Source organism: Comamonas sp. B-9 (assembly GCF_000410635.1).
Taxonomy (GTDB): Bacteria; Pseudomonadota; Gammaproteobacteria; order Burkholderiales; family Burkholderiaceae_C; genus Comamonas.
Map to the genome: position 1 here is coordinate 30,926 of NZ_KE148651.1, position 14,851 is coordinate 45,776.

Genomic DNA, 14,851 nt, shown 5'->3' on the forward strand with positions numbered 1-14,851 from the left:
GCCGTTGGCGACGGCATCGAGGCTCATGGCCTGCAGCAGCGCGGCGCTTTGGTAGGCAATGGATTCCAGTGCCGCGCGGGCAATATGCGCCACCGTCGTGCCCCGGGTCAGGCCGGTGATGGTGCCGCGGGCATCGGCATCCCAATAGGGCGCGCCCAGGCCGGTAAAGGCGGGCACCATCATCACGCCACCGCTGTCGGGCACGCTCTCGGCCAGCTGCTGCACCTGGCCGCTGTGCTCAATGGCGCGCAGGCCATCGCGCAGCCACTGCACGACGGCGCCGCCGACAAAGACGCTGCCTTCGAGTGCAAACTGCGGGGTGGTGTCGGTCTGCGCGGCGCTGGTGGTCAGCAGGCCATTGCGCGAGGGGTGGAACTGCGCTCCGGTGTGCATCAGCATGAAGCAGCCGGTGCCATAGGTGTTCTTGGCCATGCCCGGCGCAAAGCAGGCCTGGCCAAACAGCGCGCTTTGCTGGTCGCCGGCCATGCCGCCGATGTGGATGGCCGCGCCCAGCACCTGCGCGGCGGTATCGCCAAAATGGCTGGCCGAAGGCTGCACCTCGGGCATCAGCGAGCGCGGGATGTGCAAGAGGTCCAGCAGTTCCTGGTCCCAGGTATTGCTGTGCACGTTGAACAGCATGGTGCGGCTGGCGTTGCTGACATCGGTGACATGGCGCTGGCCCTGGGTCAGCTGCCAGACCAGCCAGGTGTCGACCGTACCAAAGGCCAGCTCGCCGCGCTCGGCAGCAGCGCGCGCGCCTGGCACATGGTCGACCAGCCACTGCAGCTTGGTGCCCGAGAAATAGGCATCGACCAGCAGGCCGGTTTTTTCCTGGATCAGCGCGGCATGGCCATCGGCGCGCAGCTGGGCGCAGACGGGCTCGGCGCGTCGGTCCTGCCAGACCAGCGCATTGTGGATGGGCTGGCCGGTCTTGCGGTTCCAGACGATGGTGGTCTCGCGCTGGTTGGTGATGCCCAGGCTGGTGACCTGGCTGGCGCTGATGCCGGCGGCCTTCAGCGCCTCTTGCGCCGTGGCCAGCTGCGTGCCCCAGATCTGCATCGGGTCGTGCTCCACATGGCCGGGGCGGGGGTAGATTTGCGGCAGCTCGCGCTGCGCCTGGGCCACGATGGCGCCCTGGCGGTCAAACACGATGGTGCGGGAGCTGGAGGTGCCCTGGTCCAGAGCGAGCAGATAGGTCATGTCTCAAGGCCGGTCTGAGCCGGTATTCAATCAAGTCAACAAAGGGGCAGGGGGCGGTGCCCCACCGTCAGGCGACGGTGCAGCGCACATGGGCTTCCTGCAGCAGCCGGGGGAAAGGATCGGGCGGCGGGGCATCGGTAAACAGCCGGTCGATGCGCGAGAGCGGGCCCACCTCGACCATCGCCGGGCGGCCAAACTTGCTGTGGTCGGCCGCCATCCAGACCTCGCGTGCCTGGTCCATGATGGTCTGGGCCACTTTCACTTCGCGGAAGTCATAGTCGCGCAGGCTGCCGTCCGATTCAATGCCGGAAATACCGATGAGCGCAATGTCCACGCGGAACTGGCGGATGAAGTCCACCGCAGCCTCGCCGATGATGCCCCGGTCGCGGCCGCGCACCACGCCGCCGGCGACGATCACTTCACAATCGGCATTGCTGCTCAAGGTCGCTGCCACATTGAGGTTGTTGGTGATGATGCGCAGCCCCCGGTGCTGCATCAGCGCGCGGGCAATCGCCTCGGTCGTGGTGCCGATGTTCAGGATCAGCGAGCAGTTGTGCGGCACCTGGGCAGCCACGGCCTGGGCGATGCGGGTCTTGCCGTCGGCATTGAGGGCTTCGCGCTGCTGGTGGGCGAGATTTTCTGTGGTGGAGTTGGGCACGCGCACGCCGCCATGAAAGCGCGTGAGCACCCCGGCTTCGGACAGCCGCTGCACATCGCGGCGCACGGTCTGCAGGGTCACGCCCAGAAAGGCGGCCAGCTCTTCGACGGTGGCCGAGCTGCGGCGCTGCACCTCTTGCAAGAGCAGCAGTTGGCGAGGGTTGCTGTTGTAGAGCTCCGTCATGGCGTGGGTCTGAAACGAATAAAAACGAAAACTCCCGCCAATATAGTGCAAAACGCAACAGTTCGGCGGGGTGCCTGCCGCCCGCCCCCGGGCGCAGCCACCGCAGCAGCCCATGGCTGGCGGCTGGTTTTGTCATCAGATTGGCATGCCAGGCTGGCATGCTGCGCCGCTGAGATCTTGGGGTTCGTCCACAGCAAATTTGCCAATAACGAACAAAAAAGATCAAAAACGAATAAAATTTAGAGACAAAAGCGCAAAAGCGAATCTCGCTTCCAGGCTTTGGCACTTTGCGGCGTTCCTGGCCAGACCTGGCGCGCCGCAACCCTCAGACCTTCTTTTCTATTTCGCATGTCCACTGCTGCTGCTCCGCTGTCTGTTCACCGTACTGATTTGCTGGCCCGCCTGGGCGCCACGCCGGTATTTGACCTGGTGGTGGTGGGGGGCGGGGCCACGGGCCTGGGGGTGGCGCTTGATGCGGCCGCGCGCGGCTTTAAGGTGGCGCTGCTCGAAGCGATGGACTTTGCCAAGGGCACCTCGTCGCGCGCCACCAAGCTGGTGCATGGCGGTGTGCGCTACCTGGCGCAGGGCAATATCTCGCTGGTGCGCGAGGCCTTGCATGAGCGCACGACCTTGCTGAACAACGCGCCCCATATCGCCCAGCCGCTGGCCTTTGTGATGCCGTCCTACAAGATGCTGGACACGCCGTTCTATGGCATTGGCCTCAAGATGTACGACGCGCTGGCGGGCAAGGCGGGCCTGGGCTCCACGCAGTTTCTGTCGGCCGGTGCCACGCGCCGCCTGCTGCCCACGGTGCAGGACAAGGGTTTGAAGGGCGGCGTCAAATACTGGGACGGCCAGTTCGATGATGCCCGCCTGGCGATTGCGCTGGCCCGCACGGCCGCAGCCAAGGGCGCCTTGCTGGTCAACTACTGCCCGGTGATGGAGCTGATCCAGGAAGAGGGCCGGGTCGCTGGCGTGGTCTGCAAGGATGCCGAGTCCGGCCAGCGCTACACAGTGCGTGCGCGCTGCGTGGTCAACGCCACCGGCCCCTGGGTGGACCACCTGCGCCAGCAGGATGCCGAGATGATGGGCAAGCCCGTCAAGCCCATGGTGGCGCCCAGCCAGGGCGTGCACCTGGTGGTGGACCGCGATTTCCTGCCCTCGGACCATGCGCTGCTGGTGCCCAAGACGGCCGACGGCCGGGTACTGTTTGCGGTGCCGTGGCTGGGCAAGGTGATTCTGGGCACGACCGACACCCCGCGCCATGACCTGGCGCGCGAACCCCGGCCTTTTGACGAAGAGCTGAAGTTCATCTTGAGCGAGGCGGGCAAGTACCTCAGCCGCGCCCCCACGATGGCCGATGTGCGCAGCATGTGGGCCGGCCTGCGCCCGCTGGTCAAGCCGCAGGATGACGATGGCGAAAACACCAAGGGCATCAGCCGCGAGCACACGGTGCTGACCAGCAAGTCCGGCATGGTGACGGTGACCGGTGGCAAGTGGACCACCTACCGCGCGATGGCAGAAGACGTGCTGGATGCCTGCTTCGATGCCCAGCGCCTGCCGCACAAGCCCGGTGGCGTGACCGTGAAGCTGCCGCTGGTGGGCACGCCCGCATCGGGCCGCGCCCAGCACAGCATGCACATGGCCCAGGGCATGCACTCCTATGGCAGCGAGGCCGAGTTTGTTGCCACGCTGCCGGGTGCCGATGTCTGGCTGGCCAATGGCCTGAGCGAAGCCATGGTGCGTTTTGCTGCGCGCTATGAATATGCGCGCACCGTCGAAGACGTGCTCGCCCGCCGCAGCCGCCTGCTGTTTTTGGATGCCCGCCTGGCTGCCAAGCTGGCCCCGCGCGTGGCCGAGATCTTGCAGGAAGAATTGGGGTCGGATACGGCCCTGACCGCCTTCCTGGTGCTGGCGCAGCAGTACGCCGGCGAAAAAGTGGCGTAAAAATACAAATTTACCGCTGGTTTGGGTGCGCGCCCTTGACGAGGTGTGCTAGCTCTGACACAATGGAGGGCTTCGCGTTTAATGCGCGAGGTTTCTGCCCAGGAGAAGCATCGTAAATGGTTGCGGTGTGGACGACGGGCCCAAGACTGACTGGCTGCTTGGCTGTCCATGAGGATTAATTCTTATTGGGCTGTCTGGTCTGCTGGTGCAAGTTGGGAATATTGAAATGATCCAGACAGAATCTCGACTCGAGGTTGCCGACAATACCGGCGCGAAGTCTGTCCAGTGCATCAAAGTGCTGGGTGGTTCGCACCGTCGCTATGCGAGCGTTGGTGACATTATCAAGGTGAGCGTGAAAGAAGCTGCTCCACGTGGACGCGTCAAAAAAGGCGAGATCTACAGTGCAGTGGTGGTGCGTACCGCAAAGGGTATTCGCCGTGCTGACGGTTCGCTCGTCAAATTCGATGGCAACGCCGCTGTGTTGCTCAACGCCAAGCTGGAGCCTATCGGCACCCGCATCTTTGGCCCCGTGACCCGTGAACTGCGTACCGAAAAGTTCATGAAGATCGTGTCGCTGGCCCCCGAAGTTCTCTAAAGGAATAGCACTATGAACAAGATTCGCAAGGGCGACGAAGTTATCGTGCTGACCGGCCGTGACAAGGGCAAGCGTGGCACCGTGACCCTGCGTGCGGATGACTCCCACCTGGTGATCGAAGGCATCAACATGGTGAAGAAGCACGTCAAGCCAAACCCTATGAAGGGCACCAACGGCGGTATCGTGGAAAAGGCCATGCCTATCCACCAATCCAACGTGGCTATCTTCAATGCGGCAACCGGCAAGGCTGATCGCGTGGGCATCAAGGTGAACGCCGACGGCGCACGTGTTCGCGTGTTCAAGTCCAATGGCGCTGAAATCGCAGCCTAAGGAGTAAGACATGGCAAACGTTGCACGACTGCAAAAACAATTCCGTGAGCAAATCGCTCCCGAACTGATGAAGAAGTTCGGCTACACCTCCTCCATGGAAGTGCCTCGCCTGACGAAGATCACCCTGAACATGGGTGTGAGCGAAGCCGTCTCCGACAAGAAGGTGATGGACAACGCCGTGGCTGACCTGACCAAGATTGCTGGTCAGAAGCCTGTGGTGACCAAGGCCAAGAAGGCTATCGCTGGTTTCAAGATCCGCGAAGGCCAAGCTATCGGCTGCATGGTGACCCTGCGTGGCGTTCAGATGTATGAATTCCTGGACCGTTTCGTCACCGTGGCTCTGCCCCGCGTGCGTGACTTCCGTGGTATTTCTGGCCGCGCCTTTGATGGCCGTGGCAACTACAACATCGGCGTCAAAGAACAAATCATCTTCCCTGAAATTGAGTACGACAAAGTCGACGCACTGCGTGGTCTCAATATCAGCATTACGACGACTGCGAAGAATGACGACGAGTGCAAGGCACTGTTGCAGGCTTTCCGCTTCCCGTTCAAGAACTGAGGTGATGCATGGCTAAACAAGCACTGATCCAACGCGAACTGAAGCGTGAAAAGCTGGCTGCCAAGTACGCAGCCAAGTATGCAGAACTGAAGGCCATCGCCGGCGACGCAAAGCGTTCCGACGAAGAGCGTGATGCAGCCCGTCTGGGCCTGCAAAAGCTGCCTCGCAATGCAAACCCCACTCGTCAACGTGCACGTTGCGAAATCACGGGTCGTCCCCGTGGCACTTTCCGTCAATTCGGTCTGGGCCGCGCCAAGATTCGTGAACTGGCATTCGTCGGCGCCATCCCTGGCGTGACCAAGGCCAGCTGGTAAGCAGTCAGGAGATTAAACATGAGCATGAGTGATCCAATCGCTGACTTGCTGACCCGTATCCGTAACGCACAAATGGTGTCCAAAGCCACCGTGCTGGTTCCTTCCTCCAAAGTGAAGGTTGCCATTGCACAGGTTTTGAAGGACGAGGGTTACATCGATGGCTTCGAAGTGAAGACCGAAGATGGCAAGTCTGAACTCGCAATTACCTTGAAGTACTACGCCGGTCGCCCAGTGATCGAGCGTATCGAGCGCGTAAGCCGTCCTGGCCTGCGTGTGTACAAGGGCTGCACTGCAATTCCTCAAGTCCAAAACGGCCTGGGTGTTGCAATCGTGACCACGCCTAAGGGTGTGATGACCGATCGTAAAGCGCGCGCTGCCGGTGTCGGCGGTGAAGTGCTTTGCTATGTGGCTTAACGCGGCATTGAAGGAGAAATACTGACATGTCCCGTGTAGCAAAAATGCCTGTGAGCATCCCCCAAGGTGTGGATGTCTCCATCAAGGAAGACCAAATCAGCGTCAAGGGCGCAGGCGGCACGCTGCTGCTGACCCCTAACGCCCTGGTCAAGGTTTCCAACAACGACGGTAAGCTGGCTTTCGAGCCGGTGAATGACTCCCGTGAAGCCAATGCCATGAGCGGCACCATGCGTCAGCTGGTGAACAACATGGTGGTTGGTGTGAGCAAGGGCTTCGAGAAGAAGCTGTCTCTCGTCGGCGTGGGTTACAAGGCCGCTGCTTCTGGCAGCAAGCTGAACCTGAGCGTTGGTTATTCCCACCCAGTCAACTTTGAAATGCCTGCTGGCATCACCGTGGCCACCCCTACCCCTACGGAAGTGGTGATCAAGGGTGCTGACCGCCAACGCGTTGGTCAGCTGGCAGCTGAGATTCGTGCCGTTCGTCCTCCCGAGCCTTACAAGGGCAAGGGCATCCGTTATGCGGATGAGAAGGTCACGATCAAAGAGACTAAGAAGAAATAAGGAGCTGCATCATGTTGAACAAGAAACAGCAGCGTCTTCGTCGTTCCCTGCAAACCCGTATCCGCATTGCCAACCAAGGCGTTGCGCGTTTGACGGTGAACCGTACGAACCTCCATATCTATGCCACGATCATTTCCGGCGACGGCACCAAGGTGATTGCAACCGCATCTACGGCAGAAGCCGAAGTGCGCAGCAACCTGGGCGCAGCTGGCAAGGGTGGCAACACCGCCGCAGCTACTCTCATCGGCAAGCGCATCGCTGAAAAGGCGAAGGCAGCTGGCGTTGAGAAGGTTGCATTCGACCGTGCAGGTTTCGCCTACCACGGCCGCGTCAAGGCTCTGGCTGATGCAGCCCGCGAAGCCGGCCTGCAGTTCTAAGCGGAGTGGATAGAAATGGCTAAATTTTCCCCCAAAGTGCAAGACCAGGCGAATGACGACGGTTTGCGCGAAAAAATGATCGCGGTCAACCGCGTCACCAAGGTTGTGAAGGGTGGTCGTATTCTCGGCTTCGCTGCACTGACCGTGGTTGGCGATGGTGACGGCCGCGTTGGCATGGGCAAGGGCAAGTCCAAGGAAGTGCCTGCTGCCGTGCAGAAGGCTATGGAAGAAGCCCGTCGCAACATGATCAAGGTTTCGTTGAAGAACGGCACCCTGCATCACAAAGTGATGGGTCACCATGGCGCTGCCAACGTGATGTTGGCTCCTGCCCCCAAGGGTACCGGTATCATCGCCGGCGGCCCCATGCGCGCCGTCTTCGAAGTTCTGGGTATCACCGATATCGTGGCCAAGAGCCATGGCTCGTCGAACCCCTACAACATGGTTCGCGCCACTTTCGACGCTTTGAACAACTCCACGACCCCTGCGGAAGTGGCTGCAAAGCGTGGCAAGTCGGTTGAAGACCTGTTCGTCTGATCGGAGTCACTATGACAACGCAACAAACTGTGAAGGTCCAACTGGTGCGTAGCCCGATTGGTACCAAAGAAGACCACCGCGCCACCGTGCGTGGTCTGGGTCTGCGCAAGCTGAACAGCATCAGCGAACTGAAGGACACCCCCGAAGTGCGCGGTATGATTAACAAGATCGCCTACCTGGTGAAGGTTCTCTGAAAGGATTGATGATGGAACTCAATAGCATCAAGCCTGCAGCAGGTGCCAAGCACGCCAAGCGTCGCGTGGGTCGCGGTATCGGTTCGGGTCTGGGTAAGACCGCCGGCCGTGGTCACAAGGGTCAAAAGTCGCGTTCGGGTGGCTACCACAAGGTAGGCTTCGAAGGCGGTCAAATGCCTTTGCAGCGTCGCCTGCCCAAGCGCGGTTTCAAGTCCACCACGTTGAAGTTCAACGCCGAAGTCTCCCTGGCTGCTCTCGAGCTGCTGGGCGCTGCGGATGTGGATCTGGCAGTGCTCAAGCAAGCCGGTCTGGTTGGCCAACGCGCCAAGGTCGTCAAGGTGATCAACACCGGTGCTCTGTCCAAGGCTGTCAAGCTGAACGGCATTGGCGCCACCGCTGGTGCCAAGGCTGCGATCGAAGCTGCTGGCGGTAGCGTCGCCTAACCCTTTCTGAAAGATTCATCAGTGGCTACGAACACCGCAACTATTGCAAAGACCGGTAAATACGGCGATCTGCGTCGTCGTTTGGTTTTTCTGTTGCTGGCGCTGATCGTCTACCGCATCGGAGCTCACATTCCGGTGCCTGGTATCGATCCCAACCAGTTGCAGCAGCTGTTCAATAGCCAACAGGGTGGCATTCTCAACCTGTTCAACATGTTCTCGGGAGGAGCGCTCTCGCGCTTCACCGTGTTTGCACTGGGGATCATGCCGTACATCTCGGCATCGATCATCATGCAATTGATGACCTACGTCGTCCCGACATTCGAACAGATGAAGAAGGAAGGCGAAGCCGGCCGTCGCAAGATTACCCAGTACACCCGTTACGGTGCATTGGCGCTTGCGCTGTTCCAGTCGCTCGGCATTGCCGTGGCACTGGAAGGCACTGCCGGTTTGGTCCTCAGCCCTGGTTTCGGGTTCCGTCTTACCGCTGTGGTCAGCTTGACCGCCGGTACGATGTTCCTGATGTGGCTGGGTGAACAGATCACCGAGCGTGGTTTGGGCAACGGGATCTCGATCCTGATTTTCGCCGGTATTGCTGCGGGTCTGCCCAGCTCCATCGGTGGATTGCTCGAATTGGTGCGTACTGGTGCGATGAGCATCATTGCCGCGATCTTCATTGTTCTCGTAGTGGCAGCCGTGACGTACTTCGTCGTGTTTGTCGAGCGTGGACAGCGCAAGATCCTGGTGAACTACGCGCGCCGTCAGGTTGGAAACAAGGTGTATGGTGGTCAGTCTTCGCACTTGCCACTGAAGCTGAACATGGCTGGTGTGATTCCTCCCATCTTCGCTTCGTCGATCATCTTGCTGCCTGCCACTGTTGTGAACTGGTTCAGCGCTGGCGAATCGATGCGTTGGCTCAAGGACATTGCTAGCACGCTGACTCCTGGTCAGCCCATCTATGTGATGTTCTATGCCGCAGCGATCATCTTTTTCTGCTTCTTCTATACGGCCTTGGTTTTCAACAGCCGCGAAACGGCCGATAACCTGAAGAAGAGTGGTGCCTTTATTCCCGGGATTCGACCAGGGGATCAGACAGCACGTTATATTGATAAGATTTTGGTGCGTTTGACGCTTGCGGGTGCTGTTTACATCACCTTCGTGTGTCTGCTGCCAGAGTTCTTGATCCTGAAGTACAACGTTCCGTTCTATTTCGGTGGCACTTCCTTGTTGATCATCGTGGTGGTGACCATGGACTTCATGTCCCAGGTCCAGAACTACATGATGTCTCAGCAGTATGAGTCGCTTCTGAAGAAGGCGAACTTCAAGGCCTCAGCCAAAAACTGAGATCGACAGGAAAGTGTGCCCTCCAGTCTGTTCGGGCTAAATATTTGAAATGCCGTCACAGACTGGAGCGGATGGAAGTTTTAGGAGAATGAAATGAGAGTTTCAGCTTCGGTAAAGAAGATTTGCCGTAACTGCAAGATCATCCGTCGCAAGGGTGTCGTACGCGTGATCTGCACCGACCAGCGCCATAAGCAGCGCCAAGGTTAATCTAAAGTATTAGAGGACACAAATGGCACGTATTGCTGGTATTAACATCCCTCCGCACAAGCATGCGGAGATCGGCCTGACCGCTATCTATGGCATCGGTCGCACCACCGCTCGCAAGATCTGCGAAGCCGCTGGTATCGACTACGCCAAGAAAGTCAAGGACTTCACGGACGCTGATCTGGAAAAGATCCGCGACGCAATCGCTCACCTGACCCTGGAAGGTGACCTGCGCCGTGAAACCACGATGAACATCAAGCGTTTGATGGACATCGGCTGCTACCGCGGTTTCCGTCATCGTCGTGGTCTGCCCATGCGTGGTCAGCGTACCCGCACCAATGCCCGTACCCGCAAGGGTCCGCGCAAAGGCGCAGCGGCTTTGAAGAAATAAAGAGATTGAAGGTACACAATGGCTAAGTCTCAGAACAACGCAGCTGCACGTGTACGTAAGAAAGTTCGCAAGAACATTTCTGACGGCATTGCACACGTTCACGCTTCGTTCAACAACACCATCATCACGATCACCGACCGCCAAGGCAACTCGTTGTCTTGGGCTTCGTCGGGTGGCCAGGGTTTCAAGGGCTCGCGTAAGTCGACGCCTTTCGCAGCCCAGGTTGCTTCCGAAGTGGCCGGCCGTGCTGCCATGGAACAGGGCATCAAGAACCTGGACGTCGAGATCAAGGGCCCAGGCCCAGGTCGCGAGTCTTCGGTGCGTGCTCTGGGTGCACTGGGCATCCGCATCACGTCGATCTCCGACGTGACGCCAGTCCCGCACAACGGCTGCCGCCCTCAAAAGCGTCGTCGTATCTAACTCACCATAAGCCCACCGCCGCCAGTGCATGGTGCACTGGCGGCTCCCGCATTTATGCGGTAGCTGAAAAAAGGATATTCAAGTGGCACGTTTTATTGGCCCTAAGGGCAAACTTTCCCGCCGCGAAGGCGTAGACCTGTTCCTGAAGAGCGCACGTCGCTCGATCGCGGACAAGGTCAAGCTGGACACCAAGCCAGGTCAACACGGCCGTACCTCCGGCACGCGTACCTCGGACTACGGTCTGCAACTGCGTGAAAAGCAAAAGGTCAAGCGCACCTACGGTGTGCTGGAGAAGCAATTCCGCCGTTACTTCGCTGAAGCTGATCGTCGCCGTGGCAACACCGGCGCGAACCTGCTGAGCCTGCTGGAAAGCCGTCTGGACAACGTGGTGTACCGCATGGGCTTTGGCTCGACCCGCTCCGAAGCGCGTCAGCTGGTGTCCCACAAGGCCATCACCGTGAACGGTCAATCGGTCAACATTCCTTCCTACTCCGTGAAGGAAGGCGACGTGGTGGCTGTGCGCGAAAAGTCGAAGAAGCAAGCCCGTATCGTTGAGTCGCTGCAACTGGCCGGTCAAGTGGGCTTCCCCGCTTGGGTGGACGTGTCGGCTGACAAGGCTGAAGGCGTCTTCAAGAAGTCTCCAGACCGCGATGAATTCGGTGCTGACATCAACGAATCGCTGATCGTCGAATTGTATTCTCGTTAATTTCACGGTCGTTTTCGACTGCGAAAGTGTATCCGTCCCAGAACCGCGAGGCATCGCGGTTCTGGTGCTTCACCAGCCTTACCGGTGTAACGAGCCGGGGGTATTGAGAGGAAGTTTGCATGCAGACCAATTTGCTGAAACCCAAGACAATTAACGTAGAACAGCTGGGCCACAATCGCGCCAAGGTAGAGCTGGAGCCGTTTGAACGCGGCTACGGGCACACGCTGGGCAATGCGCTGCGTCGTGTTCTGCTGTCCTCGATGGTGGGTTATGCAGCGACGGAAGTGACCATTGCAGGTGTGCTGCACGAGTACTCGTCTATCGACGGCGTCCAGGAAGATGTGGTCAACATCTTGCTGAACCTCAAGGGCGTGGTGTTCAAGCTCCACAACCGTGACGAAGTGACGCTGAGCCTGCGCAAGGATGGCGAAGGCGTGGTGACGGCTGCTGACATTCAGACGCCTCACGATGTAGAAATCATCAACCCTGATCATGTCATCGCCAACCTGTCGCAAGGCGGCAAGCTGGACATGCAGATCAAGGTGGAAAAAGGCCGTGGCTATGTGCCCGGCAACGTGCGCCGCTACGGTGACGAGTCGACCAAGTCGATCGGCCGCATTGTGCTGGACGCATCGTTCTCGCCGATCAAGCGCGTCAGCTACACGGTCGAATCCGCCCGTGTGGAGCAGCGTACCGATCTGGACAAGCTGGTTCTCGAGATCGAAACCAACGGCGCCATCGCTGCAGAAGATGCAGTGCGCTCGTCGGCCAAGATCCTGGTGGAACAGCTCGCCGTGTTTGCGCAGCTCGAAGGCGGCGCATTGGATGTGTTCGACCAGCCAGGTGGCCAGGCGCGCAACAACGCCACGTTCGATCCGATCCTGCTGCGTCCTGTGGACGAGCTGGAGCTGACCGTGCGTTCCGCCAACTGCTTGAAGGCCGAGAACATCTACTACATCGGTGACCTGATCCAGCGCACCGAAAATGAGTTGCTCAAGACCCCGAATCTGGGTCGCAAGTCGCTCAACGAGATCAAGGAAGTGTTGGCTTCCCGTGGTCTGACCCTGGGTATGAAGCTTGAAAACTGGCCACCAGCCGGTTTGGAAAAGCGTTAAGTTATAATGGAGAGCTCTCCCAATGGTGGGAGAGCTCAATCGTAGTGCGTCGAACAGTACCTGATACGGCTGTTTGATTGAATCAATCTAAAAGGAAAAGCACCATGCGTCACGGACACGGCCTCCGCAAACTGAACCGCACCTCGTCTCACCGTAAGGCGATGCTGCAAAACATGATGAATTCGCTCATCGAGCACGAAGCCATCAAGACCACCGTTCCTAAAGCCAAGGAACTGCGCAAGGTGATCGAGCCCATGATCACGTTGGCCAAGGTGGACACCGTGGCTAACCGCCGTCTGGCTTTTGACCGTCTGCGCAGCCGCGACAGCGTCACCAAGCTGTTCAACGTGCTGGGTCCTCGCTCGGCCAACCGTCCAGGCGGCTACACCCGTATCCTGAAGATGGGTTTCCGCGTGGGCGACAACGCGCCCATGGCCTATGTTGAACTGGTGGACCGCGCTGAAGAAGCGGGTGATGCCGCAGCAGAATAAGCCCTCTGCAGGTTCTGACTGAAAAAGCCCACTCCGGTGGGCTTTTTCTTTGGCGCCGCGCCTTTTCCGGCCGCTCCAGGCTGCGCTGGAGGCCCATCTGCACAAATAGTTTTCCAAATGATGACAAAGCGCTTCGTATTAAGGAAAACCCGAGCTATAATGCAAGTGCGCGATGGAGCAGTCTGGTAGCTCGTTGGGCTCATAACCCAAAGGTCGGAGGTTCAAATCCTTCTCGCGCAACCAGAACACCAAAAGCCAGCTTTCGAGCTGGCTTTTTTGTGCCCGGCTGCCGGGCAGCACCGTTGCGGACCGGGCTGGTCAGCCGGAAAAGTGGGCCGCTAAGGCCGCCGCTTTGACCCCGCCAAGATTGCTATAAAAGTCGAAGCGCAAAAAATATACGCTAAAAGCGCATTCGGCCAAAATGCAGTACCAAAGTCGCGCTATAATTGCGGTGCGCGATGGAGCAGTCTGGTAGCTCGTTGGGCTCATAACCCAAAGGTCGGAGGTTCAAATCCTTCTCGCGCAACCAGAACACCAAAAGCCAGCTTTCGAGCTGGCTTTTTTGTTGTCCGCGCCCCGTGCGTCAACAAGCAACCGGGCAGGGTCGATGCGCCACCCGCCCAGGGCAGGGTAGCACCAGCGCCCGCCCCGCCGTCAGTCGCGGGGCCTCCGCGCCCCATCAATGCGCGTACAACTGCTCCAGCGAGCGAAAGCCTTTGACCTCGATCGGGTTGCCGCTCGGGTCATAGAAGAACATCGTCCACTGCTCGCCGGGCTCGCCTTCAAAGCGCACCTGGGGCTCCAGCACAAAACGGGTGTTGGCGGCGCGCAGGCGCTCGGCCAGCTGCTTCCAGTCTTCGAGTTTCAGCACCAGACCGAAGTGCGGCATCGGCACCTTGTGGTTGCCCACCAGGCCGGTGTTGCTGGTCTCAAAAGGCTTGCCCAGGTGGCAGGAGATCTGGTGGCCAAAGAAATCAAAATCCACCCAGCTGTCGGTGCTGCGGCCTTCGGCGCAGCCGAGCGTGTCGCGGTAGAAGTGGCGTGCAGCATCCAGGTCGTGCACATGGAAGGCGAGATGGAAAAGGCTCTGCATGGTGGCGGGCTCAAAAGGCAGGGTTGCAAGGGTGGTCGTACGCAGCCGCAAGCGATTTATCACATAGGCAGGGGCTGCACAATCCGCTAAGCTGTGCAGCATACACCCTGGCATTGCAACCGCGGCCAACAGCCCCAACCCCTGGAGACAACACCATGCAGGACTCCGCCCAGTCATTCAACCCCTTTGCCCCTGGTTTCGATTTTCTGCAAAAGCTCGCAGCGGGCAGCAGCTCCAAGCCTTCTGCGGCTTTTGCGCAATGGCAGGAATGGGTGGCGCCCACGATGAATGTGCCGGACCTGGAAAAGCGGATTCAGGAGCTGAAAACCGTGCTGTTCTGGCTGGAGCAGAACCAGCGGGCGCTGGCCGCCACCATCCAGGCGATGGAAGTGCAGAAGATGACCTTGTCGGCCTTGCAGACGATGAATGTGCCGGTAGAGAACTGGGCCAGCACCATGGTGCAAAGCTGGCAGCAATTTGCGCAGAGCACTGCAGCGCAGGCGCAAGAGGCCACCCAAGCGGCTGCGCCGCAGAGCGCGGCTCCCGCGCAAGCAGCACCCAGCCCTGCTCCTGCAGCCACACCAGCGCCCGCGCCGGCCGCCGCCGCTTCAGAACCGCCGGAACAAGCCGAGCAAGCCAGCAATGCGGCAGCAGGCTCGGTGACCGATCCCATGCAGTGGTGGGGTGCGCTGACCCAGCAGTTCCAGCACATTGCCCAGCAGGCGGTGCAGGATGTCACCGAGCAGGCGATGGCCCATGCGGCCAGCACGCAGCAGGCGGCA

Annotated in this window: 22 protein-coding genes and 2 tRNA genes; 21 read left to right on the top strand and 3 right to left on the bottom strand. The window is 59.5% G+C overall.

Annotated elements, in window-relative coordinates; translation table 11 throughout:
* Together glpK and H928_RS0121225 are read right to left on the bottom strand one after the other, a co-directional pair.
* Positions 1–1,200 (bottom strand): glycerol kinase GlpK (gene glpK / locus H928_RS29155; protein ID WP_239645042.1); only part of this gene is annotated, 1,200 nt, incomplete at its 3' end.
* 67 nt (positions 1,201–1,267) lie between these two features.
* Positions 1,268–2,041 carry a DeoR/GlpR family DNA-binding transcription regulator gene (locus H928_RS0121225; protein WP_021028305.1) on the bottom strand — a complete coding sequence of 258 codons (774 nt, stop codon included), beginning with the start codon at positions 2,039–2,041 and terminating at the stop codon, positions 1,268–1,270.
* A 348-nt stretch (positions 2,042–2,389) separates the two neighbouring features.
* Here H928_RS0121225 and H928_RS0121230 point away from each other — a divergent pair, with 348 nt between their 5' ends.
* The 20 genes from H928_RS0121230 (at position 2,390) to H928_RS0121320 (ending at position 13,505) form a co-directional block, all read left to right on the top strand.
* Positions 2,390–3,988, top strand: coding sequence for a glycerol-3-phosphate dehydrogenase/oxidase (locus H928_RS0121230; protein ID WP_027011215.1), 1,599 nt, complete (start codon positions 2,390–2,392; stop codon positions 3,986–3,988).
* A gap of 226 nt (positions 3,989–4,214) precedes the next feature.
* Entirely contained in the window at positions 4,215–4,583 is a 369-nt protein-coding gene (gene rplN / locus H928_RS0121235; RefSeq protein WP_003050500.1) for a 50S ribosomal protein L14, read from the top strand.
* A 12-nt stretch (positions 4,584–4,595) separates the two neighbouring features.
* Positions 4,596–4,913, top strand: coding sequence for a 50S ribosomal protein L24 (gene rplX, locus H928_RS0121240; RefSeq protein WP_021028307.1), 318 nt, complete (start codon positions 4,596–4,598; stop codon positions 4,911–4,913).
* Between the two features lie 10 nt (positions 4,914–4,923).
* Entirely contained in the window at positions 4,924–5,472 is a 549-nt protein-coding gene (gene rplE, locus H928_RS0121245) for a 50S ribosomal protein L5 (protein ID WP_021028308.1), read from the top strand.
* 8 nt (positions 5,473–5,480) lie between these two features.
* Complete coding sequence (rpsN, locus tag H928_RS0121250) at positions 5,481–5,786, top strand: 30S ribosomal protein S14 (protein WP_021028309.1); 306 nt, start codon at positions 5,481–5,483, stop codon at positions 5,784–5,786.
* An 18-nt stretch (positions 5,787–5,804) separates the two neighbouring features.
* Positions 5,805–6,200, top strand: coding sequence for a 30S ribosomal protein S8 (rpsH, locus tag H928_RS0121255; RefSeq protein ID WP_021028310.1), 396 nt, complete (start codon positions 5,805–5,807; stop codon positions 6,198–6,200).
* 26 nt (positions 6,201–6,226) lie between these two features.
* Positions 6,227–6,760 carry a 50S ribosomal protein L6 gene (gene rplF / locus H928_RS0121260; RefSeq protein ID WP_027011216.1) on the top strand — a complete coding sequence of 178 codons (534 nt, stop codon included), beginning with the start codon at positions 6,227–6,229 and terminating at the stop codon, positions 6,758–6,760.
* An 11-nt stretch (positions 6,761–6,771) separates the two neighbouring features.
* The gene (rplR, locus tag H928_RS0121265; RefSeq protein ID WP_021028312.1) at positions 6,772–7,137 is read left to right on the top strand and encodes a 50S ribosomal protein L18; all 366 of its coding nucleotides are present in this window, start codon (positions 6,772–6,774) and stop codon (positions 7,135–7,137) included.
* A gap of 15 nt (positions 7,138–7,152) precedes the next feature.
* A complete protein-coding gene (rpsE, locus tag H928_RS0121270) occupies positions 7,153–7,671 on the top strand; it encodes a 30S ribosomal protein S5 (protein ID WP_027011217.1) in 519 nt (172 codons plus the stop codon).
* An 11-nt stretch (positions 7,672–7,682) separates the two neighbouring features.
* Entirely contained in the window at positions 7,683–7,865 is a 183-nt protein-coding gene (gene rpmD / locus H928_RS0121275; RefSeq protein WP_021028314.1) for a 50S ribosomal protein L30, read from the top strand.
* Positions 7,866–7,876: 11 nt separating this feature from the next.
* Positions 7,877–8,308: a 50S ribosomal protein L15 gene (gene rplO, locus H928_RS0121280; RefSeq protein WP_027011218.1), complete on the top strand. Its 432-nt coding sequence runs from the start codon at positions 7,877–7,879 to the stop codon at positions 8,306–8,308.
* A gap of 21 nt (positions 8,309–8,329) precedes the next feature.
* Positions 8,330–9,649: a preprotein translocase subunit SecY gene (gene secY / locus H928_RS0121285; protein WP_021028316.1), complete on the top strand. Its 1,320-nt coding sequence runs from the start codon at positions 8,330–8,332 to the stop codon at positions 9,647–9,649.
* A 93-nt stretch (positions 9,650–9,742) separates the two neighbouring features.
* Positions 9,743–9,856, top strand: a complete 114-nt coding sequence (gene rpmJ, locus H928_RS31135; protein ID WP_003050535.1) for a 50S ribosomal protein L36 — start codon at positions 9,743–9,745, stop codon at positions 9,854–9,856.
* A 22-nt stretch (positions 9,857–9,878) separates the two neighbouring features.
* Positions 9,879–10,244, top strand: a complete 366-nt coding sequence (rpsM, locus tag H928_RS0121290; RefSeq protein WP_021028317.1) for a 30S ribosomal protein S13 — start codon at positions 9,879–9,881, stop codon at positions 10,242–10,244.
* An 18-nt stretch (positions 10,245–10,262) separates the two neighbouring features.
* Positions 10,263–10,664, top strand: coding sequence for a 30S ribosomal protein S11 (rpsK, locus tag H928_RS0121295; protein WP_021028318.1), 402 nt, complete (start codon positions 10,263–10,265; stop codon positions 10,662–10,664).
* 82 nt (positions 10,665–10,746) lie between these two features.
* Positions 10,747–11,370 (top strand): 30S ribosomal protein S4, encoded by a 624-nt coding sequence (gene rpsD, locus H928_RS0121300; protein ID WP_021028319.1) that lies wholly within the window; start codon positions 10,747–10,749, stop codon positions 11,368–11,370.
* A gap of 119 nt (positions 11,371–11,489) precedes the next feature.
* Complete coding sequence (locus H928_RS0121305) at positions 11,490–12,485, top strand: DNA-directed RNA polymerase subunit alpha (RefSeq protein ID WP_021028320.1); 996 nt, start codon at positions 11,490–11,492, stop codon at positions 12,483–12,485.
* 104 nt (positions 12,486–12,589) lie between these two features.
* Entirely contained in the window at positions 12,590–12,976 is a 387-nt protein-coding gene (rplQ, locus tag H928_RS0121310) for a 50S ribosomal protein L17 (RefSeq protein ID WP_021028321.1), read from the top strand.
* A 166-nt stretch (positions 12,977–13,142) separates the two neighbouring features.
* Positions 13,143–13,219, top strand: a tRNA-Met gene (locus H928_RS0121315).
* Positions 13,220–13,428: 209 nt separating this feature from the next.
* Positions 13,429–13,505: transfer RNA gene (locus H928_RS0121320), tRNA-Met, on the top strand.
* Between the two features lie 150 nt (positions 13,506–13,655).
* Here H928_RS0121320 and H928_RS0121325 read toward each other — a convergent pair.
* Positions 13,656–14,069, bottom strand: a complete 414-nt coding sequence (locus H928_RS0121325) for a VOC family protein (protein ID WP_027011219.1) — start codon at positions 14,067–14,069, stop codon at positions 13,656–13,658.
* A 155-nt stretch (positions 14,070–14,224) separates the two neighbouring features.
* Between H928_RS0121325 and H928_RS32595 the strand changes: the two genes are divergently transcribed.
* On the top strand, positions 14,225–14,851 hold a 627-nt coding region (locus tag H928_RS32595; RefSeq protein ID WP_021028323.1), incomplete at its 3' end, for a PhaM family polyhydroxyalkanoate granule multifunctional regulatory protein.